The sequence below is a fragment of the Lentzea kristufekii genome (assembly GCF_033949925.1).
GTDB lineage: Bacteria > Actinomycetota > Actinomycetes > Mycobacteriales > Pseudonocardiaceae > Lentzea > Lentzea kristufekii.
This window is the reverse complement of sequence record NZ_JAXAVV010000034.1, coordinates 61,223-86,550: the sequence shown is the minus strand read 5'-3', so window position 1 is coordinate 86,550 and position 25,328 is coordinate 61,223. Positions and strand designations below refer to the sequence as shown.

The window sequence follows — 25,328 nt, the reverse complement described above, 5'->3', positions numbered from 1 at the left end:
GGCCTTCCCCGCCCCCTTGGTTTTTAGCTGGCGCTCCAGAACAGAGCGCGCGCGACCTGCGCGTACAGGCCCTTCGGGTGGTTGCGGAACATCGGCTCGGTGCCGAACAACACCACCTTCGCGCCGTTCGCCGCCGTACCGGACACGACCGCAGCCTGACCCGCTGCCGCGTCCTGGCCGCCGGTGCCGTTGTCCCGCGCGTGCCAATGGCCCGCGGCGATCACCGTGCTGCCGTAGCGCTGTTCGACCGTCACGCCCGTGCCGAGGTTCGTGAACCACTGCGGGGAGTAGACGAACGAGTGCGGCAACGCATTGGTACCGACCGGGCCGGTGCCGTTGACGACGTTCACCACGCCGTTGGCGTCCTCCCAGCCGGCGACCGGGGTGGCCTGAAGGAGCTTGGCGTCGGCGTTGAACCTGCTGCCCGTCGCACCGCGCGTGACCACACCGCCGCGCTTGAGGAACTCGTCGAGCGCGGCCTTCGCTGTGGCGTTGAGCTGGGTGTAGTTGAGGCCCGCGCCCACGTACAGCGCGTCGATCCGCGACCAGTCGAAGCCCGCGTTCAGCACCGCCGTGGAGATCGTGCGGACGTCGAACCCGGACTCGCGCAGCACCTGCAGTTCGTCGGCGGAGACGGCGGCCGCGATCACCTTGCGCTGCAACGCCTCGCCACCGGCCTTGGCGGTGGTGAAGCGCACGCCGTAGCGGTCGGCGACCTCCTGGGCGGCGGCCCTCTCCCGTGCCGGGACGACGATGGTGCCGTCGTCCCGGCGGCGCAGTTCGAGGCCGCGCGACAGCAGGTCGTTGGCCGCGCTGACGTCCTTCTGGTCGGTCAGGGTGAGGGCGAGGTCGGCGCCCGGCGCGGCGTCGACGGCACCGGTCGGCGAGGCCGCGGTGACGGGCTTGCCGTCGAAGCGGAACTGGCCGCTCTTGAGGACGTCGACCGACGCACCCCACAGCAGGCGGTGGCTCCAGCCGGAGATGTCGTACATGACCGGCGCCTTGTCGGAGATGTCGCTGCCCTGCTCCAGCATCACGTTCGCGAGGCCGCGCTTGGGCTGGTGCATGTCCACGACGTACGACCCGGCCGGGTAGCGCTTGCCGCCCAGCGTGAACGACCTCTCCGCGCGTTCGACCCGGACGTCGTGCCGGACGAGCTGGTCGACGAGCCGTGCGGCGGCGGGTGCGGACCGGTCGTTCGTGATCACGTAAGCCCGCGGGAACTCCGTGCTGAAGCGGTCTTCCGGTCCGAAGCCGGGCACGAAGCCGTCCGGGATGTACCGCTGCTTCTCACCGGCGGCGCCGCGGCGGAACATCTCCGTCTGGTTCTCGATCAGGCTGCGCCGGTTGTCGTCCACGTAGTCGAGCGTGGTCTTGATGGTGGCCTCGACGACGTCGGTGTTGATCTTCGAACGGCGCTGCAGCTCCGCCGCCGGCAGGGCGTCGTAGTCACCGCGGTTGACGCGCATCGGGATCTCGATCGTGTACGACACGGCACCGTGGTACATCGCGTACTGGGCGGTGTAGATCGGCGCCCAGCCGTCCCACTCGCCGACGGGGTAGTCGCGGAACGGGATCTCCGGCTTCGCCGCCTCGGGATGCCCGAGCGCCTGCACGGCCTTCTCCATCAGCAGGCCGTTGGCGTAGCCGTGCTTGATGTACAGGTCGAAGTCGTAGTTCTGGCCGTGCGGCGGCGTGGTCGGCTCGATCAGCGTGTTCGCCACATAGCCGTGCTCGTCCAGCATCATCAACGGCTGGGTGCGCTCCACGACGTCCTGCATCGCCCGGTTCTCGGGCTGGGAGCTGGTGACGAAGTCGCGGTTGAGGTCGAAGCCGGCGCTGTTGGCGCGCGTGCCGGCCACGCGACCGTCCGGGTTCGCCGTGAGGTTGAAGTAGATCCTGCTGCGCTGCAACAGCTTCTTGGTGTCCGCGTCGTTGCTCGTGGCGAGGTGCTCGATGACGCGCAACGCGCCGTCGGTGCCCTCCCACTCGTCGCCGTGGATGTTGTTGTTGATCCAGATCGGCGCCTTGTACAGCCCCGCCGGAACGTTGCGGCCTTCCTCGACGGTGGCGCGGAACCGTTCCTGGATCCGCGTCTCCGTCGCGCTCTCCGGCGCCGTCAGCGTCACGAGGTACAGGTCGCGGCCGAGCCCCGACTGGCCGACGACCTCGACGGAGACCCTGTTGCTCTTCTGCTGCAACGCGTTCAGCTTCGGCGCGAGCGAGTGGTACGGCGCGAGGCCGAGCTTGATGGACTTGTCGGCCGTGTTCTCCGGGTACGTCCGCAGCGTCGTCCGGCGCGGGTAACCCTGGTGCCTGTCGGCCTGGTTCTCCCCCTGGGCCAGCACGGACTGCGCCTGGAAAGCGTTGTCCAGCGTGGCGACTTCGTTGCGCTCAGGCCCGTTGCCCGGCTCTCGGTCTGGACTCGACGGTTGCGCTGTTCCGGTTGTGGGTGCCGCTATCACCGCGGCGGCGGCAAGGAGAACAGCGAGCAGAGTTCTGCGCATGCGGTCGTTTCTCGCACAACGGCCCGCCTATCGACTAGAGCCGATAGGCGGGCCATTGGCTTCCCCTCGGTCCAGTCCAAGATGGCACAACGACGAGAGAAGTTCACCAAGCACCTTCGCAGCCAGCGTGGAAGTCACCGCTGACCAGCGGCTTCCCGCCGGACGACCACTCGATCGGCCTAGCCCGACCCCAGGCAGAGGAACGGCCTGCGGAACGGGTCCTTCGCCATCGCCTCGGCCAGCGCCACCGCCGGCGCGGCCCCGGCCACCAGCGCCCGGTGGTAGTCGGCCATCGCCGCGGCACTGGCCTCGTCCCCGACCTTGCTGGCCGCCGCGACCACGGTCCGCGTCCCACCCGCCAGCATCGCGCCGGCGAAGCCCAACGCCTCGTCACCAGGCCTGATGCGGTTCAACGCCAGCTCGCACGCCGCAAGCACCACGTGTGCCGGCGGGTTCCTCAGCCGGCCCAGCTCGTGCGCGAACAACGGCCCGTCGAACAGTTCGAGCCGGGAGAACAGCGCGTTCTCGATCTCGTGCTCGCCATGGGCGGCGACGTGCACGAGGTCGGCCCCGTCCAGATGCGCCATGACCTCGGCGGCGGTGGCGGTGTCTCCGGAGAGCATCGTGGCGTTGGCGTGATAGGTCGCCAGCTTGTCCACCTCGCCGTGCCCGAAGAGGAGCCCCGGCCCCTGCACCACCAGCACGCGGTCGGTCTTCGGCTTGCCGGCCTGCGCCGCGGCGAGCCAGGCCGTGGCCGAGGGCGCCGTGGCGACCGGACGTCCGTGCAGGCTCGGCAGCACACCCCACGGCACCGCGTACAGCTCGCCGGTCGGCACCATGACGAGCTCGCGGTCACCGATGAGGTGCGTGAGCGGTTTGATCAGCAAGGCGTCGAGGCGGTCGGCCTGCTTGTGCGCTGATGCGCCGATGACCTGGACCAACGGTGGCGGCAGGTGGTCGGGCGCGAGGGCGTTGAGGTCGAAGTGCAGTTTCTGGGCGCTCTCCAGCGCCTCGGCCGCGTCACCGAGCCGCACGAGGCTGACGCGGCCACCGGCGACGACGACAGCGGCCATCTCCCCGCCGGACACGACGTAGCTGACCATGGCTCGTTGCCCGAGTTCCGCGATCACCTCGGCGATGCCGGCGACCGGCCGGGGCTTGCCCCACCGCTGCGAGTGCCAGCCGAGCCGGTTCGCCTCGCGCTGCGCCTTCACGAGCTTGCCGCGCAACTCCGCGGTCGGCTGGCCGGACAGGCCGTGCCGCAGGATCGCCCAGCTGAGGTTGCGCACCTCGGTGATCCGCTCGGCGACCTCGTTGTTGTCGGTCGCCTCCAGCGGTTCGTACCGGTAGGTCTGCGCACGCGTGCGTTCCAGCCAGGCGAAGAGCCGGCGCGCGTCCGCGTCCTCCAGCGCGAGCTTGATCGCGAGCTCGCTCAGCTCCCTGCCGTGCACCGCCGTGGCGGACACGAGCTCCAGGCCGCCGAGCTGATCACGCACCCGGCCGAGCTCGTCGAACGCCTGGCGCGCGTGCATCAGCGCGGCACGGCGGCTTCCCTTGGCCAGCGCGAGTTCGGCCAGCACCAGCCGGCGCTGCATGCGGTGGTCGAGCGGCGTGACCGCACGCGGACCTGGCACCTTCTTCAGCAGCTCTTCGGCGTCCGCCAGCCTTCCGCGGCGAATCTCCAGCCGTGCCGCGAGGAGCAGCGCCAGCCGTGACTCGTCCACGAGGTGGTTGGCCGACAGCTCAGCGGACAACGTCAACGCCTTCTGCACCAGGGCGTTCGAGATCCGCCTGGTGTGCATGGCGTGCCGGCCGTGCGCCCACAGCTCGATCAGGCCGGCCATCATCCACCACGTGCTGCCGCGACGGATCAGCTTGCGTTCGGACCGCTTCGCCATGCGGCGCGCCAGGTCCAGCTGGTCGTCCAGCAACGCCGCCGACGCGCGGAACATCTCGACCTCGGCGATCTCCTGGCCGAACTTCTCCTTGCGCATGACCGGAAGTGCCTCGTCGAGGTGCTTACCGGCCTCATCGGACAGTCCGATCATGAGCATGGCCTCGGCCTGGTCCAGCTGGAGCCGAGCGAGCAGTGCGGGCTGGTCGTCGGCGCGGAAGATCCGCTCTGCCTCCTCGTACCGCCTCAACGCCTCTGCCAGCTCACCGCTCTGCTTGTAGACGTTGCCGAGAGCGTGAGCGGCGAACGGCTTCCACTGCGGTTGGTCGTGCTCCCTCGACAGGGCGAGCACCCGCTCGAGATCGGCGATGGCCGGCGCCCGCTTGCGCACGGCGGCCATCGCAAAACCCCTGTTGAGCAAGGAGGACATCAACCGTTGCGCGAAACCCGCGTCCACGCTCTCGGGCGCGGCAGCCATCTCCCGCTCGGCGAAGTTGATGTATCGGCTGAACCACTCGACCGCCTGGTCCGGCTGTCCCATGCGCATGACCATCAGGCCCTGATTGCTGTCCACGCTGCCGTTGAGCTGATCGCGCAGCTTCGGATCGAGCAGGGTGGTGATCTCGCGCCGTGCCGAATCGAAGACCTGTCGTGCGGCGTCCATGCCGCTGGTTTCACCGACGCACAAGCCCAGGGTGAAGAGGATCCTGACCCGGACCTCGGTTCGTTCCGGTGTCGGGTCCGAGCGATCGGCGTGCGCGAGTGCACGCTTGAGAAGTTTGATGGCGGCCGGGAAGCGGAACTTCGCCTGCTCGTTCCACCCTCTCAGGTACAACTCGCGCGCTCTCTCCAAGGCACGAGCGGGCATGTGATCATCACACCACACGAGTCGACGCGCCGCTGCCCGCCAACCAGGCACTGGCCTGGGCAGCGGGCAGGACACTCTGCGTTACTGGACCACGGCCTTGTTGTCCGGGTGGTTCACGCACGTCGGGTCGTGCTCGACGTCGCCGCCGGAGTCCACGGTGCCCTCGGTGACCAAACTGCGACGCTTGAACATGTGACCCGGCCCGCCGCCACAGCACATCGGCGTGACTTCGGGGTCTTCCTTCTTGTCCGGGTTCGGCACCTCGGTCGGCGGCGCCGGAATCGGGTCCGGCTCGACCACCGGCGTGCCCTCGAGCACGGACTCGGCTTCCTGAACGACCTCGGTCGCGGCCACGTCGAAGTTCTCGCGCTGAACAGTCATGAGGATTCCCCCCTCGTTTGGACTATTTACTTCTCATCCCCCCAGATGAGTTGCACGGAGAGACTCGCACACACGGCTACAGACATACGTCTCATTTAGCTAACAGCCACTCAGACGGCCTAAGATCACAAAGGGCCACCTGCACGAACAGGTGACCCTTTGTGATTTTTCTGGCAAATGTGTATCTAGGAGCAGCGTGCGAGCACGATCTCGCGCACGCGCGCGGCGTCCGCCTGGCCCTTGGTGGCCTTCATGACCGCGCCGACGATGGCGCCGGCCGCCTGGACCTTGCCGTCGCGGATCTTCTGCGCGACGTCGGGCTGGGCCGCGAGGGCCTCGTCGACGGCCTTCTCCAGGGCCGAGTCGTCCGAGACGACCTTGAGGCCGCGCTTCTCGATGACGTCTTCCGGGGAGCCTTCGCCCTCCAGGACGCCGTTGACGACCTCGCGGGCGAGCTTGTTCGTCAGCGTGCCCGCGTTCACCAGCTCGATCACCTTCGCCACCTGGGCGGGGGTGATGGCGAGGTCGGTGACCTCGATGCCCTTCGAGTTGGCCTGCTGCGCGAGGTACGACACCCACCAGGAGCGGGCCTCGTCCGGCTTCGCGCCCGCCTCGACGGTGGCGATGATGACGTCCAGCGCGTTGGCGTTGACCAGGTCGCGGAGGACCTCGTCGGTGAGGTTCCAGTCCTTCTGGATGCGCGCGCGGCGTTCCCAGGGGAGCTCGGGCAGGGTGAGGCGCAGCTCCTCGACCCACTCGCGCGACGGCGCGATCGGGACCAGGTCGGGCTCCGGGAAGTAGCGGTAGTCCTCCGCCGTCTCCTTCTTGCGGCCCGGTGACGTCGTGCCCGACGACTCGTCGAAGTGACGGGTCTCCTGGATGACCTCGCCGCCGGACTCGAGCACCGCGGCCTGGCGCGTCATCTCGAAGCGGACGGCGCGTTCGACGCTGCGCAGCGAGTTGACGTTCTTGGTCTCGGTGCGGGTGCCCAGGGCGCCGGTGGTCTTCGGCGACAGGGAGACGTTCGCGTCGCAGCGCAGCGAGCCCTGGTCCATGCGGACGTCGGACACGTCGAGCGCCTTGAGCAGGTCGCGCAGCGCCGTGACGTACGCACGGGCGACCTCGGGCGCGCGCTCCTTGGTGCCCGGGATCATCTTCGTGACGATCTCGATCAGCGGCACGCCGGCGCGGTTGTAGTCGAGCAGCGAGTGCTCGGCGCCGTGGATGCGACCGGTGGCGCCGCCGACGTGCAGCGACTTGCCCGTGTCCTCCTCCATGTGCGCGCGCTCGATCTCGACCCGGATGACCTCGCCGTCGTCCAGCGTCACGTCGAGCCAGCCGTTGAACGCGATCGGCTCGTCGTACTGCGACGTCTGGAAGTTCTTCGGCATGTCCGGGTAGAAGTAGTTCTTCCGCGCGAACCGGCACCACTCGGCGATCTCGCAGTTCAGCGCGAGGCCGATGCGCATCGCCGACTCGACGGCCTTGCCGTTCACCACCGGCAGCGAACCCGGGAGGCCCAGGCACGTGGGGCAGGTGTTCGTGTTCGGCTCGCCGCCGAAGGCGTTGGCGCAGCCGCAGAACATCTTCGTGTTGGTGTGCAGCTCGACGTGCACTTCCAGGCCCAGGACGGGGTCGTACTTCTCGATGACCTCGTCGTAGTCCATCAGCTCAACCAGAGAGGTCATGCCAGGTCGTCCTTCCGCAGAGCACGAACGGCCAGCGCCGCACCGGTGATCGCCACGGCGATGCTGGCGATCGCGTTCGCCAGGGCCAGCTTGTCGTTCTTGGCCCGTGCGTTCCGGAAGCCCGAGAACGCACCGGCGGCACCGGCTACGGCACCCGCGAGGCCGAGGAGACCCCTTGCCTTCTTGATGTTCACAGCGACGGACCCCCGAACGCGCCACGCGCCGCCTCGTAGGCCGCGGCCACCCGGTACATGCGGTGGTCCTGCAGCGCCGGGGCCATGATCTGCAGGCCGACCGGCATACCGTCCTCATCGGACAGACCGCTCGGCACGCTCATGGCCGGCGTGCCCGCGAGGTTCGCCGGGATGGTGCAGAGGTCGGCCTTGTACATGGCCATCGGGTCGTTCGCGCGCTCACCGATCTTGAACGCCGTGGTCGGCGTGGTCGGCGAGATGAGCACGTCGAAGTTCTCGAACGCCTTCGCGAAGTCCTGCGTGATCAGCGTGCGGACCTTCTGGGCCGAGCCGTAGTACGCGTCGTAGTAGCCGGACGACAGCGCGTACGTGCCGATCATGATGCGGCGCTTGACCTCCGGGCCGAAACCGGCCTCGCGGGTCAGCGACATGACCTCCTCGGTGCTGCGCGTGCCGTCGTCGCCGACGCGCAGGCCGTAGCGCATGGCGTCGAACCGGGCGAGGTTCGACGAGCACTCGCTCGGCGCGATGAGGTAGTACGCGGGCAGCGCGTAGTCGAAGCTCGGGCACGACACGTCCGCGATCTCCGCGCCCAGCTCCTTGAGCTGCGACACGGCGGCCTCGAAGCTGCGCAGCACGCCCTGCTGGTAGCCCTCGCCGGTGAACTGCGTGACGACACCGATGCGCAGACCGGACAGGTCACCGCTCAGACCCTCGCGGGCAGCGGCGACGACCGGCGGCACGGGCGCGTTGATGGACGTGGAGTCCATGTGGTCGTAGCCCGCGATGACCTCGTGCAGCAACGCGGCGTCGAGCACCGTGCGCGCACACGGACCGGCCTGGTCCAGAGAGCTGGAGAACGCGACGAGGCCGTAGCGGGAGACACCGCCGTAGGTGGGCTTCACGCCGACGGTGCCGGTGACGGCGCCGGGCTGGCGGATCGAGCCACCGGTGTCGGTGCCGATCGCGAGCGGCGCCTGCAGGGCGGCCAGCGCGGCGGACGAGCCACCGCCGGAGCCGCCGGGGATGCGGTCGAGGTCCCACGGGTTGTGCGTGGGGCCGTACGCCGAGTTCTCGGTGGACGAACCCATGGCGAACTCGTCCATGTTCGTCTTGCCGAGGATGACGACGCCGGCTTCCTTGAGCTTGCGCGTCACCGTGGCGTCGTAGGGCGGGATCCAGCCTTCGAGGATCTTGGAACCGACCGTGGTCGGCACACCCTCGGTCGTCATGACGTCCTTGAGCGCCAACGGCACACCGGCGAGCGGCGAGACCTGCTCACCCGCCTTGACGGCCTCGTCGACCCTGCGGGCCTGCGCGAGCGCGCCCTCGGTGTCGACGTGCAGGAAGGCGTGGACCTTCCCGTCGGTCTCGGCGATGCGGTCGAGGTGGGCCTGGGTGACCTCGACGCTGGAGATCTCGCCGCTGTGGATCTTCGCGGCGAGTTCGGCCGCGGTCGCGTGGATCAGGTCGTTGGTCATGCTTCCTCACCCAGGATGCGGGGCACGCGGAACCGGCCGTCCTCGGCCTCAGGAGCGCCGGAGAGCGCCTGCTGCTGACCGAGGCTCGGACGGACCACGTCCTCGCGGAAGACGTTGGTCAGCGGAACGGCGTGCGACGTCGGCGGGATGTCGGCAGTGGCGATGTCGCCAACCGAGGCCACCGACTGGAGGATCACGTCGAGCTGTCCGGCGAACAAGTCGAGCTCGTCCTCGGTAACAGCCAGCCTGGCGAGCTTCGCCAGGTGCGCGACCTCGTCGCGGGAGATGCTGGGCACTCCTGTCAACCCCCGTAGGGTCGGGATACGAATCGGGAACCCCGTGAGTCTATGGGCTGGTCAGGCGCGCCTTCGAACGGGTTACCGCCTCTGCGGTTGACCGGCACGTCAACTTAACCGATCCGCAACGCGGACAGCAGGTCATGCGTTGACGATGCGTCTGCGAGAATCACCGACCGGCAACGGCGCGAGGCGCGGGGTCTCTCGCACGAGCTATGGAGGCGTTCACCTTGTCGTTCCTGATCCGGGTCCAGCTCCCGGACCGTCCCGGCACCCTCGGCGCGGTCGCAACGGCTTTGGGCGAGATCGGGGCGGACATACTCAGCGTCGACGTGGTGGAACGCGGTTCCGGCATCGCCATCGACGACCTCGTGGTGGAGCTCCCGTCCGGCCGCCTGCCGGACACCCTGATCACCGCCGCCGAGTCGATCGAGGGCGTCGAGGTCGACGCGGTGCGCCCCTACGCGGGCATCCTGGACACCCATCGCGAGCTGGAGCTCGTGGAGGAGATCGCCGAGGAGCCCAAGAAGGGCCTCGAGATCTTCACCGAGGGCGTCCCGAAGATCATCCGCGCCGGCTGGGCCGTCGTCGTCGGTCCCGAGGGCACCGGCATCAACCGCCTGACCGCGTCGTCGGCCGCCCCGGAGACGCGGATGGCGGACGTGCCGTGGTTCCCGCTGGAGCGCGCGACCGTGCTCGACGGCGAGGAGGAGTGGGTGCCGGAGACCTGGCGCGAGCTGGGCACCGAACTCGCCGCGACGCCGCTGGGCAAGCCGGACCGCGTGCTCGTGGTCGGCAGGCCGGGTGGTCCGATGTTCCGCGCGGCCGAGGTGGCAAGACTCGCGCACCTGGCCGGCATCGTCGCGGTGGTGCTCCCCGACTAGCGGTGCTCCCCGGCTAGCTGGGAGCCCTGGACCGCTGGCGTCTGCGCGCCAGCGCCACCAGTTCGGCGTTGTTCTTCGCCGGGCGGCCGTCGGGCAGGTGCAGCGTGTCCTCCAGTCCCATGCGCACGTGGTGTTCGAGCAGCGCGGCGTAGTCGAGGACGGACCAGGCATCGGCGTCCCTGCCGTGCAGCAGGACCGGCAGGCCGAGCGGTTCCACCTCGCCGAGCAGGCTTTCCGCCGTCTCGCGCGTCGCGGTCACCGTGATCCGGCTGACGCCGTCCGGCAGGTCCGTCAGCAGGCCGGGCGACGCCACGACGAGCTCGACCTCGACGTTGACCCGGTGCAGGGCCTCGGCGAGGTCGCGCCAGCCGGGCCGGCCGACGTGCACGCTGGCGATGTCCGGACGGCCCGCCGCGAGCGGCGCCCAGCTGCCGATCAGCGCGCCGCGGTGGCCGGGCACGTCGGTGGACACGCTGATCTCGATGCCGGGCACGGCGGCGCGGACGGTCGCGATCGTCGTGGCCACCTCGGGCCCGACGAGCGTGAGCGCGCCGATGACGTCCCGCGGATGGATGTGCACCGACGTGACGCCGAGCGCGGCGACGTCAGCCGCGTCCTCGGCGAGGCGTTCCGCGGACAACGGCAGGGCCGGGTGCTCCTCGGCTGTGCGGGAGCCGTTCAGACAGGCTTGCAGCACACCTCATACGGTCCCACACAATCCTCGTCGCGGCGTTGCTCCAAGGGCTAGGTTGACCTCATGCGACTGGCCCTGGTGTTGGCCCAGGAGAACGGCTTGGCGATCGGCGATCTGGCGCTGGGTGTGGCCGGTGTGCTCGCGGTGGCGGTGGTGATCGTGGTCGCGCTCAAGCGCCGAAAGCCCTGATCACAGCTCCCAGCCCTCGGCGAGCGTGCGCAGCAACTCCTTCTGCCGGGTCTCCAGCACCGCGGGCGTCCACTCGGGCTGCGCGATCACCTGGCTGGTCAGCGCGAACGCGGCCACGCCCTTGCTGCTCAGGAAGTACTTGACCTTCTTGGTGGCGAAGTCCTTGTTGCCGACCTGGGCGTTCTTCCACCTGTTGAGCAGCACGAGGTTCGCGAGCCGATGGGTCCAGGTGACGCGTTCCTCCGCGGAGAAGTCACTCAGCCACACCGAGCCCTCCTTCGGGTTCTGCGGCAGGACGTGCTCCACCGTGATGACCGGGAACCTGTAGACGGCACCAGGATCTCCGGCCAGCATCTCGTCGAGCCTGAGCAGCACGTACCTGCGCGTCTTCTGGACGAGGTAGAGCGCGCCGTCGAGCTGCCGCACGGTTTCGGCGCGTTCGTCGGCGTCGAGGTCGAACGCCGGGGAGTCCAGCCCGCGCCCGGCCGCGAGGTCCCGCAGCAGATTGGAGTACCTGATCACCCGGGGCGTCGTGTAGATGCGACGGATGAACATGCTGGCGGCGAGCCGCTCCAGCTTGCCGAGGAACCCGTCCAGCCAGGCCGGGTCGTCACCGTGGTGGCGCACGGCCCAGAGCGCGGGCGGCAACCAGTCGCTGTTGTCGATCTGGGCGAGGCGCCGGAACCACGAGTTGATCTGTTCGGCCTTGACCGTCGACTCGTACCCGAAGTCACGGATCTGTTCGTACGCCTCGGCGTAGGGCACCAGCACGTCGTCGACGAACTCTGCCTGCCGGCCCGACAGGTACTGGTTCAGCACCTGCTTCGGGAACTCGGTCATGAGGTCCTGCTTGGCGCGTTCCTTGGCGAAGATCATCCGGATGTACAGGAACAGGTCGGCGAAGTCGTTCCTGCCGAGCCTCTCCTCGGCCTCGTCCCACTTCCTGGCGTACTCGTCGTCGAGCTCGCCGATGACCTTCGACTTGAAGATGTCCGCCGGTGAGAGGTCGAGGCCCCTGGCGTTCATCACGCTGAAGATCCGGTGCGCACTGGCCAGGTTCGGCGTGCTGACGACCACGAGGAACGTCTGCGCGCTGATCATCTTGACCAGCCGGAGCCTCGCTTCCTCGCCCAGTTCGGCGAGAGCGGCCCGCAACGCCTTGGCGTTGTCGCGAATCGCCTTCTGCGCGTCGGTCTTCAGCACTCCGTCACCGAGCGCGACCAGCTCTTCGATGCGACCGGGCTCCTGCACGTACGAACGGAAGAAGGCCTGATCCCGGTCCCTGAGCGCAAGCCGCGGTTTCGCCTTGAGCCCGAGCAGCTCGTCGCCCTGCTCGACGATCATCTTGCCGAGCGAGTCGCGGATGCCTCCCGGTGCGGCGAGATCGCGGACGATCGCGAGCAGGATCGTGAGCGTCGTGAGCCGCTGCTGGCCGTCGATCACCTCGGAGTCGGCTTTGCCGTCGGTCTTGACGAGGACCATCGACCCGAGGAAGTACGGCTCGTCGCTGTCGACCGCTTCGACCAGGTCGTCGAGCAACTGAAGCGCCTGCTCTGCCTCCCACGCGTAGGGCCGCTGGTAGTCGGGAATCCGGAAGTCGTAGTCGCTGCCGAACACCCTGTGCAGTGGCACCTCGTGGGCTTCGAGCTTGTGCATGACCGCCTCATCGAGCGGGCGACGATCGTCGTTACGATCTGCGGGATCGCCGGACTCACACCAGAATCGGCCTTGATCACCCACCCCCACTTCCCGGAGGTATGAAGATCATGGCCATCACGGTGAACCTCGACATGCTCCTCGACAAGGCCTACGAGAACCTCCCGCTCACCGAGATCCTGGACGCCCCCGTCGACGCGCTGCAGGGCGTGAGCGCCGGTGACGCGGAGAAGCTGAAGGCCGCGTTCAACATCAAGACCGTTCGTGACCTGGGCACCAACAAGTACTTCCGCGCGGCCGTGACGTTGCTCGACCTGGAGACGACGGCTCGTTAGAGCACGATTCGGTAGTGGACGAACGGCGTCTTCTCCGCGATCTGGTCGTAGAGCCCGCGGGCGGTCTCGTTTTACTCGCTGGTGTGCCAGTAGACGCGGCAGCAGTCCTGCTGCTTCGCCCATTCCGTCACCGCCTCGACGAGCGCGCGGCCGACTCCTCGGCCGCGCGCCTCGGGGGTGGTGAAGAGGTCCTGCAGGTAGCAGACGTCCGGGCCGGACGTGCTGGGGTGCTTGAAGAAGTGCGTGATGCCCGCCAGGGCGCCGTCGACGCGGGCGCATAGGGCGTGGATGTTCTTGTTCGCCTGGAACGCTTCCCACTTCTCGTCGTAGATCTCCGCTGGCAGCGTGCGTTCGTAGAAGGTGTTGTAGCCCTCGAAGAGCTCCTGCCACCTGGCTCGGTCCGCAGGTTCGAGTGGGCCGATCGCGATCATGTTGATCCTTTCTGCGGTCACCCGGTTGGATGACCCCCGTGTCGACGACCCTCACCACCGAGCTGCTGCTGCACCGCGCGGGTACCAAGTCGTACTGGCGCGGCCTGACCTACCGCGAAGCTGTGCTGTCCCTGCGGGTGCACAGCCGTCACGTGGCGGCGCGGGTGCGGGGTGGTGACGAGGACGCGTACGCGGTGGAACTGTCGTGGTCGGGGACTCATCTGGTGGGGGCGTGCAGTTGTCCGCACGGGTCCGAGGGGTTCTTCTGCAAGCATTGCGTGGCCGTCGGGCTGGTGTTGCTGGACCGGGGCGAGACGGTGCCGCCGCCGGACGCCGAGGACGTGGAACTCAAGGACGTGCTGAGAACCTTGCCGCCCGAGGTGCTGCGGGAACTGCTGTACGAGCAGGCGGCGGGTGACCCCGAGCTGCGGGCGCGGATCATGTCATCGCTCTGAGTGGATGCCGCAGAACTGCGTTTCCGGCGGAATCTTGCACACCGAACCCGGTGGGTGCATCGCGGCCGCCAGCGCCCAGCCGGCGGGAGTGCGGTCGAAGACCAGGACGTGGCCCGTGCCGAAGGTGCTGTGCGTGACGCCGGCGGGCTTGCCGAAGTGGAGTTCGGTCACCTCCTGGACGTGGACGACGGCGCTGCCGTCCTGGGCCACCACGACCTGGGTCAGCTCGGTGCGGACCTTCGCGTGCGAGTAGCCGCCGAGGGTGAACGTGGCGTACCGCGCACGACGGTCGGCCAGCTTGGTCTCGTCGACGCGCAGCCGGGCTGCGAATGCCTCGGTCGTGGGCACGCCGAAGCCCGGCTCCTGCGGGCGGACGGTGATCTTGTCCGCCCGGCGTTCGAGGTAGCGCTGGGTCAGGTCCGCGAGCTGCCGGCGATCGTCGGCCGGGAGGTGTGCCGGTGCCGCCGAGGCGGCCGCCAGCAGCACCGGCGCGAGCAGGACGGCCGATCTCATTCGCGAACCCCCATCCGCGGCGACTGTCCTGTGGACGCACGGCCGCCAACGGGGTTGCTCAGATCGGTGTTCCGTACGCGTACGCCACCAGGTTCACGCCCGGCACCGGCGTCCAGTCGCGCTCCGGTAACCGCGTGAACCCCAACCGCTCGTACAACCGGTGCGCCGCCAGCATCTTCTCCGACGACGACAGCACGACGTGGGTCACGCCCGCCGCACGCGCCTTGTCGAACACCGCCCGCACCAGGGCCTCGCCGACGCCGCGGCCGCGCGCCGCCGCCGACACCGCCAGCATGCGGAACTCCAGCTCACCCGGCCGGGAGATCTCCGCGTAGGGCGTGCCGGGGCGCACCACCGTCACCGAGCCCAGGACGGTGCCCGCCTCGTCCTGGGCGACGAGCAGTTCCGCGTCGCGGAAGCGGGACTCGGCATCCGAGAGAACGGTCGCGTAGCTGTCGTGGGCATCCACGACGCCGTCGGCGACGTAGGCCTCGAGCGTGACGGAGCCGACCGCCGGCAGGTCGGCCTCCGTCGCCGGGCGGATGATCAGATCAGCCATCTGCGCCTTCTTCCACTGAGCCTTCTTCGACCGGGAGGGCCACCTCCCGCGCCGCGTCGGGGCCCTGCTCCAGCAGGACGCGGAAGCCCGCCTCGTCGAGGACCGGCACCTTCAGCGAGATGGCCTTGTCGTACTTGGATCCTGGCGAGTCGCCGACCACCACGAAAGCGGTTTTCTTGGAGACCGAGCCCGCCGCCTTGCCGCCGCGGGCGAGGATCGACTCCTTGGCCGAGTCGCGCGAGTACTCCGTCAGCGAGCCGGTGACCACGATGGACAGGCCTTCGAGGTTGCGCTCGATGGACGCGTCGCGCTCGTCCTCCATTCGCACGCCGGCGGCCCGCCAGCGCTCGACGACGCGCTGGCGCCACTCCGTCTCCCGCCACTCGACCACGGCCGTCGCGATGGTCTGGCCCACGCCCTCGGCACCGGCGAGGGCCTCCTCCTCGGCCTCGAGGATCGCGTCCATCGAGCCGAACTGCTGGGCCAGCGCGCGGGCGGCCGTCGGCCCGACGTGCCGGATCGACAGCGCGACGAGCACCCTCCACAGAGGACGCTCCTTCGCCGCCTCCAGGTTGTCGATCAGCTTCAGCGCGTTCGCGGACAGCTCGCCGTTCTTCGTCGTGAAGCGCTCGACCTGTCGCAACGCCTCGGCGTCGAGGTCGAACAGGTCGGCCTCGTCGGTGTAGATCGTGGACTCGGTGATCGCCGCGGCCGCCTCGTAGCCGAGCACCTCGATGTCGAGCGCGGCGCGGGAGGCCAGGTACGCCAGGCGTTCGCGCAGCTGACCGGGGCACGTCTCCGCGTTGGGGCAGCGGATGTCGACGTCGCCCTCCTTCATCGGGCGCAGTCGAGAGTTGCACTCGGGACACCTCGTCGGCATCTCGAACTCGCGCGCGTCGGCCGGGCGCGCGGCCAGCACCGGGCCGAGCACCTCGGGGATCACGTCACCCGCCTTGCGGATGACGATGCGGTCGCCGATCAGCACACCCTTGCGCTTGACCTCCGACCCGTTGTGCAGCGTCGCCCGCGCGACCGTGGAACCCGCCACCTTCACCGGCTCCATCACCGCGAACGGCGTCACCCGGCCGGTGCGGCCCACCTGGACCTGGATGTCGAGCAGGGTGGTGGTGGCCTCCTCCGGCGGGTACTTGTACGCGATGGCCCACCTCGGGGCGCGCGACGTCGTGCCCAGGCGCCGCTGCAGCGACACCTCGTCGACCTTGACCACCAGCCCGTCGATCTCGTGGACCGCGTCGTGCCGGTGCTCGCCCCAGTACTCGACCTTCTTGCGCACGTCCGCCGGGTCGGTGAGCACCTCGGTGTGCGAGGAGACCGGCAGGCCCCACGACTTCAGCGCCTCGTAGGCGAGCGACTGGCGGGCGACCTCGAAGCCCTGGGTCTTGCCGATGCCGTGGCAGATCATCCGCAGCTTGCGCGAGGCGGTGACCTTCGGGTCCTTCTGCCGCAACGACCCGGCTGCGGTGTTGCGCGGGTTCGCGAACGGCGGCTTGCCCTGCTCGACCAGCGAGGCGTTGAGCGCCAGGAAGTCATCGACCGCGAAGAAGACCTCGCCGCGCACCTCGACCAGGTCGGGCACCGGGTACTCGGCGGAACCCTTCAGCACCACGGGCACGTCGGCGATCGTGCGGACGTTCAGCGTCACGTCCTCGCCGGTGCGGCCGTCGCCACGGGTGAGCGCCCGCGTCAGCCGGCCCTTCTCGTAGAGGAGGTTGATCGCGAGGCCGTCGATCTTCAGCTCGCACAGGAAGTGCGTGCCGGAGCCGATCTCCTTCTGCACGCGCTCGAACCAGCCCGTCAGCTCGTCCTGGGCGAAGACGTTGTCGAGGCTGAGCATGCGCTCCAGGTGGTCGACCGCCTTGAACTCGGTCGAGAACGTGCCGCCGACGAGCTGCGTCGGCGACTCGGGCGTGGCGAGACCGGGGTGCTCGGCCTCCAGCGCCTCCAGCTGCTTGAGCATCGCGTCGAACTCACCATCGGTGACGATCGGGTCGTCCAGCACGTAGTAGCGGAACTGGTGCGAGCGCACCTCTTCCGCAAGCACGGCATGCCGCTCGCGCACCTCTGCGGGGACGTCTTCAAGGCTCTCGCTGGTCACGTTCCACAGCTTAGTGACCAGGTCCGACAGTTTTCAGCGCTCTGCCTGCCCGGCGAGTTCGCGCACCAGGGAACGCAGCTCCAGCAGGCTGATCGTGCCCTGCGGCTCCAGCTCCGCGGTCTCCACGCGCCGCAGCCGCTCCCCCGCCAGCCGCTCGCCCAGAGTGACGTCCAGGGGCAGGAACGTCATCGTCTGCCGGTGCTGGTCGCTCAGGCCGGCCAGCGCCGGGTGGTAGACCGCGACGTCCACGACGTCACCGTCCACCTGGGCCACCACGCGGTAGTCGCCCAGCCGCATCCTCACCTGGCCGAGGTTCACGATCACCTCGGTCGGGTCCGGCACCGGCGGCACGGAGTCGTGGAACTCCCACACCATGTCCGACGGCGGCGCGGCGTTGATCCACGCGTCGGTGTACGGGCGCAGCCTCGGGTCTTCCTGACCGGTGATCACCAGCGCGTACATGGCCATGTGGCCCTGTTCGAGCGAGAACACCAGGTCCGGGTGCAACCCGCTCACCAGGTTCTTGAGTTCGTCCTCGACGCGGTGCGGCTCGCCGTCACCGAGCGCCGCGCTGACCACCGGTACCAGCTCGAACCACCGTTGCCAGAAGCGTTGCGCCGCTTCCTCGGCGTTCGGCAGGTGGGCGGGAGCGACGTCTTCGGCTTTGCGGCGGCGGAACCACTTCATGATTCTCAAGAGTAGAGCTTTCGTCCGTCCGCCAGCATTTCAACGAACTGAGCGATGCGCCGCTGCCGTGTCTCCGGCCTCTTCGCGTCGTGGATGCGCAGCAGCACGGCATACCTGTTCTGGCTGTTGAGCGTCTTGAAGAACTCGGCTGCCTTGGGGTTGGCCTTCAACGCCTCGGTGAGGTCGTCCGGCACCTCGATCGTCGCCGGTCCCGCATAGGCCGCGTCCCAGCGTCCGTCCGCTTTGGCCTTCTCGATCTCGGCCAGGCCCGCAGGCAGCATCTTGCCCGCGGCGATCAGTTCCTCGACCTTGGCGCAGTTGCGCTTGGACCACTTGCTGCGCGCCGTACGCGGCGTCCAGCGCTGCGAGTAGTAGGTCTCGTCGATGGACCGTGTGAGTCCATCGATCCACCCGTGACACAAGGCGACGTCCAGCGCCTCGCCATAGGTGATCGTCTTGATCCCCGAGCCCTTCTTCGCGTACTTGAGCCACAGCTCGGTCTCGTTCGCGCCGTTCTCGTGCAGCCAGGCGTCGAACTCGGCGGGACCCTCGAAGACGATCAACGCACCCTCCTCAGGCAGAGCGTCATGTCCTCATAGGGAACACCGAGTTCAGCCTCTTCGGGGCAACTTTCGTCAGCTATGTCGACGACCTGCACGTTCACCCGCGGCGCCGCGCAGTCGAACTTGGACACGACGGACCGCTGCAGGTCGTCGGTGTCGAGTTCGAAGCAGTCGCCCCGCTCGGCGTTGGGCAGCAGGCACAGCGCCGCGTTGTGCCTCGTGTCGCGCAACACCTTGTAGTCACCGCGCGGGCATTTGCCGCTGGTCTCGGCCAGGACGGTCCCGACCTTCAACGCGGCCCGGTCACCCCGGCAGTCGATGATCGTGAGGCCCTGGTCGTTCTCGCCGGGACCGCTGAACCTCACGCAGATGCCTTTCTCCGCCTTGGAGTAGTCGGTGAGGAACATCGACTCCGGCGCCGACTGGGCGGGTTCGTCGGTTCCGCTGAACGCCCACCACACGCCGAGATAGGCCAGCACGGCAAGTACGCACACCATCACGGTCTGTCTCACGACCACGCTGCGGATTATGGGGGCGGAAACTGAGTGGCGCGCGGCGACGCGTTTGGCCACAGTGCGGCCCATGCTGATCCGGCGGGAGACACCCGCAGACATCGACGCCATCCGCACCGTCACGAACCTCGCGTTCAAGGACGGGCCGGAGGCTCCACTGATCGACCAGTTGCGCGCGGACGAGGGCTGGATCCCGGAGTTGTCGCTGGTGGAGGACGGCGTTCTGGGCCACGTCGTGTGCACGCGCGGGTACGTCGGCGAGGTGCCCGCTCTCGGGCTCGGGCCGATCGCCGTGCATCCCTCGCATCAGCGCGCCGGCATCGGGTCGGCGTTGATGCACGCGGTTCTCGGCGCGGCCGAGGCTCGCGGCGAGCGCGCGGTCATCCTGCTGGGTTCGCCGGACTACTACTCGCGGTTCGGCTTCAGGCTCGCTTCGGAGTTCGGGATCACGCCGCCGGATCCCAAGTGGGGGCCGTACTTCCAGGCCCGGCTCTTCGAGGAGGTGCCTCCAGGCGCATTCCGGTACGCGGAGCCGTTCAACCGGCTTTGAGCACGTCGCCTTCGGCCGTGCGCGCGTAGACCGTGCCGTCGGGCTGGGCGGACACGGTGTCGATGAAACGGGCTTCGCCCAACGGTTCCCAGGTGGTGGTGAGGCGGTGCGGGCGTCCGCCGATCAGGGTGTGGACGCCGACCGTCCCGTCTGGACGGAGGACCACCTCGGGTGAGGCTTCGAGGGCTTGGGCGATCTCGCGCCACACGCCGGCGGCACTGGCCATCAGCTTGTCGCCGGACCTGACGTAGACGGCCACGGACCCGTCCGGGTGAGCGACGACGGACGGCTTGCCCGCCGCGAAGCCGGCCGGGCTCAACGCCTGCCAGCTCGGAATCGATCCGGACTGGCGGGCCCCCTGGGGGGATCCGCCCCCCATCCCAATCGTCTCAGGCAGGTCTGACATTTTCGCGACGCTGCCGTCGGCCAGCACGGCGTACACGTCCACCGTTCCGTCAGGACGAGCCACCGCTTCGGGATCGCCGGCCACACCCGAGGCCACCGTCCGCGCGGCACCTCCCGCCAGCGCTCGGACCTCGCCCCGAGCCGTCCGCGCGTACACGGAGCGCCCGGCCACCGAAGGTCGTCCGACGAAGTCACCCGAGGTGCTCAGCCGCGAGCGACCGGCCCAGACGTCGCCGTCCGCCACCACGTGGACGACGCCGCCGACGACCTCGGGCCCGCCCTGCCACGCCTGCCGCAGCATCGACCCGGCACGCGCCTCCGCCTGGTCGTACCGCTCCGGGCAGCAGGACCGCTGCACCGCGTCGGCGAGCAGCCCGGCGGAGAGTTCCGGCCGGTCCACGCGCATCGCGTGCTCGAAGAACCGCCGCGCCGCGTAGGACACGTCCATGATCTGCTCGGGTGTCCCCCAGCCCATCGACGGCCGCTGCTGGAACACGCCCAACGAGTCGCGGTCACCGCACGACAGGTTGTTCATGTGCGACTCGACCCACCCGGCCTCGAACCCGGCGAGCATCACCTTGTCGCTCACGCGCAGAGAAAGACCAACGGCGTGCACGGCGCGGATGACGTCCGCGTCGTGCACGCCGGGAACTCGGCACCTCACGTCCGACGGCAAGGCATGTGCCGTACCAGACATGAGCAACACGAGGACCAGCGCGAGCCTGAGCACAAGTCCGAATTGGACACCCAGGCCCGCACCGGCGCCACTCAGGAGTGGGCGATCAGCGAGAAGCCGAGCACACCCGTCGCCGTGAAGTCGATGGCCGGCTCGGAGCTCGGCCACGAGCGCAGGTCGTCGGCGAACACGGACTTCGCGGAGTTGAACTCCAGCGTGTACGGCTTGGTGCAGCTGACGGAACCAGGCGGCATCTCACCGAGGTCGCCGAAGAGCGTTGCGTCGTTCGGACCGTTGATCACGGCGCCGACCAGCACCTTCGAGCCACCGTTCGTCGAGCCGGAGAGGTTCGCGGCCTGGTGGTGAGGGCACTCGGGGAACTTCGTGCCGACGCCGACGATCAGCGAGGTGCCCCAGGCGTTGGTGCCGAGGGCGAAGCCGCGCTGCTGCGTGCCGAAGGTCTCGTACTCCTTCGAGCCGGTGAGCTTCTGGTACAGCGCGGCGGTGGTGATGTAGCCGAACGTGCGCGAACCGACGTCCCAGGTCTCGACGTTGGCGGCGGTGCGGAACGGCGACGTCCTGGCCGCGTCCGCGCCCTTCTGCAGCTGGCGCCGGATGTCGCCGATGATCTGCTTCTCGGTCACCTCGGCGCCCGGGATGCCCTTCTTCAGCAGCTTCGCGAGGTCGGCGTGGCCGAGCGCGGAGATGTTGTAGACGTTGAGCGTGTCCGGGTCCTGCGTCGCGAGGAACTCCTTGGCCCAGTGCGCGGCCGCGCGGGCGAACTGCCCGTAACGCTTGTCGTGCAACGCCTTGGCGGCCAGCGCGAGCTGCGTCGCGCCGAACTCCATGTCGTCGGTCCACGACTCCTCGGGGTAGTACGCGTGCGGGAACGCCGTCACGAGCTCGCCGACGTTCTCGGTCTTGGCCAGCGCGAAGAGCTGCGCGGCCTTGTCCAGGTACGCACGGGCGGCACGCGGGTTGCGGTCGGCCTCGATCTGCGCGGCCAGCGCGAACGAACCGGCCACGCGGCCGACCAGGTTCGGGCTGATCTTCTCCCCGGCGACGTTCGCGCGGAACACCGGGCGGTACTTGATGAAGTACTCGCTGTCGCCCGGCTTGACGTTCAGCTCGTCGTCGGCCTCGGGCAGGCGCCACACGTCGTGGTCGCCGACGAAACCGAACTCCTCGGAACCAGTACCGATGCCGACCTGCGCGTAGAGCGTGCCGGTCTTCTCGTCGAACGCCTTGTCGAGCCACTTGAGGCCGAACTTGGCCTCGTCGTAGAGCGCGGCGTCGTGCTTGTTGCGCAACGCCAGCAGCATCGACGCGGTCGAGTACGACGAGGCGTGCGTGAACTTCACGAAGTCACCGGCGTCGAACCAGCCGCCTTCGAGGTCGACCTTGTCACCCGTGGGCTTGAGCGGCGCCGCGATCTGGTCGCCGCCCTCGCCCGCGAACACCGGTGCCTCGTAGACCAGCGCCTCGCGGTCGGTGAGGTGCGCGGGCTTGCGGTTCAGTCTGCCGGGAACGACGTCGGCGCCGTCGCGCTGCGCCTGGAAGAACTCGACGGTGTTGTGCGCGACCGGCGCGAACAGCCTCTTCAGCGAGTCGACCTTGAACGCCGGAGAGGTCGTCGTGCCGACCTTGATCCGGTACGTCCCGGACCTCTTCAGCGCGGAGAAGTCGATCGGGTGCACCGCGGGGAACGTGTCGTTCCACGAGCCCGTCGAGGCGCCCGTCCTGCCGGTCAGCACGGTCCGGCCGCGGCTGTCCACGACGGAGAACTTGGTGTTCGCGGCGCCTCCGAGCACGTAGGCGTGCTTCTGCTCGGAGTTGCCGAACCCGACCTGATCCAGCCGGATCTGGCCGGTGGGAGCGGCCTGTGCAGGCGCCACGACCACACCTGTGAGCACTGCGGCAACGAGGGCCGCACGTCTGATGCGCATGAGGGGAACTCCCGGTCCAGGCCTCGGCGTTCGGCCTTCGGTTAAGAAAGTTTCCTAATAGTTCGCAGCAGACTAGCCCCACAAACCGGACATCACCAGCCCTCGGGCGGCTCCGAAAAAGACAGGGAGAGATCACGCGTCAGCGAGAGCGCGCGCTTGACCCAGGTGGACGATGCGCCGGCTAGTCCGCAGGTCGGAGTCGGCAGCGCCTGCTCGGCGAGGATCGACCGCGGGAAGCCGAGACGGTCGACCAGGGTGAACGCCCGCTGCCCGACGTCCTTGAGCGCGACGGGTGCACCCGGGTCCGTGCTCGGCACCAGCCCGAGCGCCAGCGTCGTGCCCGCCTGCCACGTCTCGCCGATCTCGTCGAGCGCTTCTGCCCCCTTGATCAACGTCGCGTCGAACGCGATCGCCGTGGCGCCCGCCTCGCGGAGCAACGTCAGCGGCGGGTGCGGCGCGCAGCAGTGCACCACCACTTCGTGGTCCTTCAACGCGTCGATGACGGTGGCGAGCACCGCACGGGCGTCCGGCCCCGGCACGGCGGCCACGGTGCCGAGCTGGGACGGCGTCGGCAGCAGGCCCTGCAGCACGGCGGGCAGACCCGGTTCGTCGAGCTGCACGACGACCTTCGCCTTCGTGCGCTTGGCGACCTCGGCCGCGTGCTGCTTGAGGCCCTCGGCGAGCGACGCGGCGAACTCCTTCACCGCACCAGGGTCCGTGAGCACCCGATGGCCGCGCATCAGTTCGATGTTCGACATCAGCGTCCACGGCCCGGCGGCCTGCACCTTGACCGTCTCAGGCCGCGTCCCCGCGCGTTCCAGCGCCTCGTCGAACGCGTCCAGGTCGCCCCGCAGCAGGTCGACGGCACGGCGGTGGTCACGGCCGGCGCGCGGGGTCACGCGGTAGCCGGAGGTGATGACCTCGATCGCGAGGTCGACCAGCAGGCCGGCGGTGCGGCCGATCATGTCCGCGCCGACTCCCCGGCCAGGCAGCTCCGGGACGTGCGGCAGCTCAGGCAGCTCTCCGACGACGACGCGCGCCGCCTCGTCGATGTCGGTTCCGGGCAGCGATCCGATTCCAGTTGCTCCACGCACCCTCCGAATTGTTCCACTGTCCGGCGGACAGAAGAGGTCTAGACCCATTGACGCTATGGTCTAGGCCACTTACCGTGATTGAGCAGGCGCTGAGCGCGATGCCCGCAACCTTCGTCAGGTGGTTGCGGGCATCGCGCCCCGTGCAAGCGCCTCCCTGTACGTGGTGCAGGACTGCGACGCGCCCCGCGGTCCTGCACCACTCCCTTCCTCCCCTGCCGGAAGGACCGCACCCGATGGCCCGCTTCGCCGTTTTCGCCGCCGGGGCCGCCACCGCACTGGTGGCAGGACTCGTCGCCATAGCTCCCACCGCCTCGGCCGCCGGCGAGTCCGCCGCGTTCAGCCAGGACTCGTCCTGGGGCTCCGGCTACGAGGGCAGGTTCACGATCAGCGCGGGCTCCACCGCGTTGTCCGGGTGGAAGCTGGAGTTCGACCTCGCCGGCGCGTCCGTCGGCCCCTACTGGGACGCCACGCTGACCAGCAGCGGCAACCACCACACGTTCACCAACCGCGAGTACAACGGCAACGTCGCGGCGGGTGCGTCGACCAGCTTCGGCTTCCTGGTGAGCGGCTCCGCACTGCCGACGAACTGCAAGCTCAACGGCGTTCCGTGCGGCGGTGGCGGTGGCACGACGACCACCACGACGACCACGACCACCACCACGACGTCCGATGTGCCGCCGACGCCCGGTAGCGCGCGCGTCGCCCCGTACATCGACATCACGATGCCGACGCCGTCGCTGATGGACGTGGCCAACGCGACCGGCCAGAAGCACTTCACGCTCGCGTTCGCTCTCGGTTCCTCAAGCGGCTGCGCACCGGCGTGGGGCGGCACGGTTCCGTTGAACGACAGCCGCATCGTGAACGACGCCAGGGCCCTGAAGGCCCAGGGCGGCAGCGTCATCGTCGCGACGGGCGGCGCCATGGGCCCGTACCTGGAGCACGTCTGCTCCACTGCGGACTCCCTGTACAACGCCTATGTGGCCGTGCTGGACGCCGTGGGGTCGAACAGCATCGACGTGGACGTGGAAGCCACCATCCCGCAGGCCGTCGTGAACACGGCGCTGAAGAGGCTGCAGGACACCCGCGGCACCACCGTCAGCTACACGATGCGCATCCAGGGCCAGGACTACGGCATGGACCCGTACTCGGTGGACGTCCTGAAGGACGCGGCCGCGAAGGGCGTCAACGTCCTCGTGAACCCGATGCTGATGAACTTCGGCTACACGGGCAACTGGGGCGACGCGATGGTCAACGCCGCGAAAGCCACCCTCGGGCAGATGCGCGCCATCTGGCCGTCGAAGACCGACGCGCAGTTGAAGGCACTGCTGGGTCTCACGCCGATGATCGGACGCAACGACACGGGTCCGACGACGACCCAGGACGACGCGCGCAAGGTCCTCGACTACGCGAAGGCCAACCACGTCGGGCGGGTCGCGTTCTGGTCGGCGGGCCGCGACAAGGGCTGCCCCGGTGGCGGCGTTTCGCCCACGTGCAGTGGAATCTCCCAGGCCAACTGGGAATTCACGAACATGTTCAAGACCTACACGGGCTGATTCGCCCCTGCGGAGCGAAGGCCGTTGCGAAGACTTCCGTCCCCGCAACGGCCCTCGTTCATTCGTCCGTGGCTTCTAACAGCCGCTGCAGCACCCGCAGCCCGGACCCGTGCACGAGCCGCAGCAAGAGCATCCAGCCATGATGACCACCTCCGATTTTGAGCGATCAAGCAAGTCGGACAGTAAGGCGGGCCCAACATC

General features: G+C 68.8%; 25 protein-coding genes. 6 read left to right on the top strand and 19 right to left on the bottom strand.

Annotated features, from left to right (window positions below):
• Window positions 1-23: 23 nt before the first annotated feature.
• The 7 genes from SK571_RS41970 to gatC all read right to left on the bottom strand — a co-directional run bounded on the left by SK571_RS41970 (window position 24) and on the right by gatC (window position 9,309).
• Window positions 24-2,507, bottom strand: a complete 2,484-nt coding sequence (locus SK571_RS41970) for a M14 family zinc carboxypeptidase (protein WP_319989699.1) — start codon at window positions 2,505-2,507, stop codon at window positions 24-26.
• A gap of 179 nt (window positions 2,508-2,686) precedes the next feature.
• Window positions 2,687-5,269, bottom strand: a complete 2,583-nt coding sequence (locus SK571_RS41965) for a CHAT domain-containing protein (protein WP_319989698.1) — start codon at window positions 5,267-5,269, stop codon at window positions 2,687-2,689.
• Between the two features lie 81 nt (window positions 5,270-5,350).
• On the bottom strand, window positions 5,351-5,650 hold the full coding sequence (locus tag SK571_RS41960; RefSeq protein WP_319989697.1) for a hypothetical protein: 300 nt from the start codon (window positions 5,648-5,650) through the stop codon (window positions 5,351-5,353).
• Window positions 5,651-5,835: 185 nt separating this feature from the next.
• A complete protein-coding gene (gene gatB / locus SK571_RS41955; protein ID WP_319989696.1) occupies window positions 5,836-7,338 on the bottom strand; it encodes an Asp-tRNA(Asn)/Glu-tRNA(Gln) amidotransferase subunit GatB in 1,503 nt (500 codons plus the stop codon).
• Window positions 7,335-7,532 (bottom strand): hypothetical protein, encoded by a 198-nt coding sequence (locus SK571_RS41950; protein ID WP_307790108.1) that lies wholly within the window; start codon window positions 7,530-7,532, stop codon window positions 7,335-7,337. The genes gatB and SK571_RS41950 overlap by 4 nt, the downstream gene beginning before the upstream one ends.
• Complete coding sequence (gene gatA / locus SK571_RS41945) at window positions 7,529-9,013, bottom strand: Asp-tRNA(Asn)/Glu-tRNA(Gln) amidotransferase subunit GatA (RefSeq protein WP_319989695.1); 1,485 nt, start codon at window positions 9,011-9,013, stop codon at window positions 7,529-7,531. The genes SK571_RS41950 and gatA overlap by 4 nt, the downstream gene beginning before the upstream one ends.
• Entirely contained in the window at window positions 9,010-9,309 is a 300-nt protein-coding gene (gatC, locus tag SK571_RS41940) for an Asp-tRNA(Asn)/Glu-tRNA(Gln) amidotransferase subunit GatC (protein ID WP_030467875.1), read from the bottom strand. Before gatC ends, gatA begins: the two co-directional genes overlap by 4 nt.
• A gap of 230 nt (window positions 9,310-9,539) precedes the next feature.
• Between gatC and SK571_RS41935 the strand changes: the two genes are divergently transcribed.
• Window positions 9,540-10,193: an ACT domain-containing protein gene (locus tag SK571_RS41935; protein WP_030479787.1), complete on the top strand. Its 654-nt coding sequence runs from the start codon at window positions 9,540-9,542 to the stop codon at window positions 10,191-10,193.
• 13 nt (window positions 10,194-10,206) lie between these two features.
• On the opposite strand, the gene SK571_RS41930 is transcribed toward SK571_RS41935, so the two are convergent.
• Window positions 10,207-10,890, bottom strand: coding sequence for a 3-keto-5-aminohexanoate cleavage protein (locus SK571_RS41930; RefSeq protein ID WP_319989694.1), 684 nt, complete (start codon window positions 10,888-10,890; stop codon window positions 10,207-10,209).
• 60 nt (window positions 10,891-10,950) lie between these two features.
• Here SK571_RS41930 and SK571_RS41925 point away from each other — a divergent pair, with 60 nt between their 5' ends.
• On the top strand, window positions 10,951-11,076 hold the full coding sequence (locus SK571_RS41925; protein WP_319989693.1) for a hypothetical protein: 126 nt from the start codon (window positions 10,951-10,953) through the stop codon (window positions 11,074-11,076).
• Here the strand turns inward: SK571_RS41925 and SK571_RS41920 are convergent, their stop codons facing one another.
• A complete protein-coding gene (locus tag SK571_RS41920; RefSeq protein ID WP_319989692.1) occupies window positions 11,077-12,732 on the bottom strand; it encodes a DUF262 domain-containing protein in 1,656 nt (551 codons plus the stop codon).
• Between the two features lie 110 nt (window positions 12,733-12,842).
• On the opposite strand from SK571_RS41920, the gene SK571_RS41915 reads away from it, so the two are divergent.
• The gene (locus SK571_RS41915; RefSeq protein ID WP_266042273.1) at window positions 12,843-13,067 is read left to right on the top strand and encodes a hypothetical protein; all 225 of its coding nucleotides are present in this window, start codon (window positions 12,843-12,845) and stop codon (window positions 13,065-13,067) included.
• Between the two features lie 71 nt (window positions 13,068-13,138).
• Here the strand turns inward: SK571_RS41915 and SK571_RS41910 are convergent, their stop codons facing one another.
• Window positions 13,139-13,498, bottom strand: a complete 360-nt coding sequence (locus SK571_RS41910) for a GNAT family N-acetyltransferase (protein WP_319989691.1) — start codon at window positions 13,496-13,498, stop codon at window positions 13,139-13,141.
• Window positions 13,499-13,536: 38 nt separating this feature from the next.
• On the opposite strand from SK571_RS41910, the gene SK571_RS41905 reads away from it, so the two are divergent.
• Window positions 13,537-13,953 (top strand): SWIM zinc finger family protein, encoded by a 417-nt coding sequence (locus SK571_RS41905; RefSeq protein ID WP_319989690.1) that lies wholly within the window; start codon window positions 13,537-13,539, stop codon window positions 13,951-13,953.
• Here SK571_RS41905 and SK571_RS41900 read toward each other — a convergent pair.
• The 6 genes from SK571_RS41900 to SK571_RS41875 are packed head-to-tail and all read right to left on the bottom strand — an operon-like array spanning window position 13,942 to window position 18,909.
• Window positions 13,942-14,466, bottom strand: coding sequence for a hypothetical protein (locus tag SK571_RS41900; RefSeq protein ID WP_319989689.1), 525 nt, complete (start codon window positions 14,464-14,466; stop codon window positions 13,942-13,944). The two genes, SK571_RS41905 and SK571_RS41900, sit on opposite strands and share 12 nt — an antisense overlap.
• A 58-nt stretch (window positions 14,467-14,524) precedes the next feature.
• Window positions 14,525-15,025: a GNAT family N-acetyltransferase gene (locus SK571_RS41895; RefSeq protein WP_319989688.1), complete on the bottom strand. Its 501-nt coding sequence runs from the start codon at window positions 15,023-15,025 to the stop codon at window positions 14,525-14,527.
• Window positions 15,018-17,141 (bottom strand): NAD-dependent DNA ligase LigA, encoded by a 2,124-nt coding sequence (gene ligA, locus SK571_RS41890; protein WP_319989687.1) that lies wholly within the window; start codon window positions 17,139-17,141, stop codon window positions 15,018-15,020. Before ligA ends, SK571_RS41895 begins: the two co-directional genes overlap by 8 nt.
• A gap of 33 nt (window positions 17,142-17,174) precedes the next feature.
• Window positions 17,175-17,828 (bottom strand): hypothetical protein, encoded by a 654-nt coding sequence (locus SK571_RS41885; RefSeq protein ID WP_319989686.1) that lies wholly within the window; start codon window positions 17,826-17,828, stop codon window positions 17,175-17,177.
• Between the two features lie 5 nt (window positions 17,829-17,833).
• Window positions 17,834-18,391, bottom strand: coding sequence for a YdeI/OmpD-associated family protein (locus tag SK571_RS41880; protein WP_319989685.1), 558 nt, complete (start codon window positions 18,389-18,391; stop codon window positions 17,834-17,836).
• Window positions 18,388-18,909, bottom strand: a complete 522-nt coding sequence (locus tag SK571_RS41875) for an LppU/SCO3897 family protein (RefSeq protein WP_319989684.1) — start codon at window positions 18,907-18,909, stop codon at window positions 18,388-18,390. The genes SK571_RS41880 and SK571_RS41875 overlap by 4 nt, the downstream gene beginning before the upstream one ends.
• Window positions 18,910-18,973: 64 nt before the next feature.
• On the opposite strand from SK571_RS41875, the gene SK571_RS41870 reads away from it, so the two are divergent.
• Window positions 18,974-19,453, top strand: a complete 480-nt coding sequence (locus SK571_RS41870) for a GNAT family N-acetyltransferase (RefSeq protein WP_319989683.1) — start codon at window positions 18,974-18,976, stop codon at window positions 19,451-19,453.
• Here the strand turns inward: SK571_RS41870 and SK571_RS41865 are convergent.
• From SK571_RS41865 to SK571_RS41855, 3 genes are all read right to left on the bottom strand, one after another.
• Complete coding sequence (locus SK571_RS41865) at window positions 19,440-20,501, bottom strand: hypothetical protein (protein WP_319989682.1); 1,062 nt, start codon at window positions 20,499-20,501, stop codon at window positions 19,440-19,442. The genes SK571_RS41870 and SK571_RS41865 overlap by 14 nt on opposite strands.
• Window positions 20,502-20,626: 125 nt before the next feature.
• Window positions 20,627-22,480 carry a glycoside hydrolase family 9 protein gene (locus tag SK571_RS41860; protein ID WP_319989681.1) on the bottom strand — a complete coding sequence of 618 codons (1,854 nt, stop codon included), beginning with the start codon at window positions 22,478-22,480 and terminating at the stop codon, window positions 20,627-20,629.
• Between the two features lie 92 nt (window positions 22,481-22,572).
• Entirely contained in the window at window positions 22,573-23,622 is a 1,050-nt protein-coding gene (locus SK571_RS41855) for a methionine synthase (protein WP_406602108.1), read from the bottom strand.
• Between the two features lie 185 nt (window positions 23,623-23,807).
• Here SK571_RS41855 and SK571_RS41850 point away from each other — a divergent pair, with 185 nt between their 5' ends.
• Window positions 23,808-25,127 carry a glycoside hydrolase family 18 protein gene (locus tag SK571_RS41850; RefSeq protein WP_319989679.1) on the top strand — a complete coding sequence of 440 codons (1,320 nt, stop codon included), beginning with the start codon at window positions 23,808-23,810 and terminating at the stop codon, window positions 25,125-25,127.
• The last annotated feature ends 201 nt before the right edge of the window (window positions 25,128-25,328 follow it).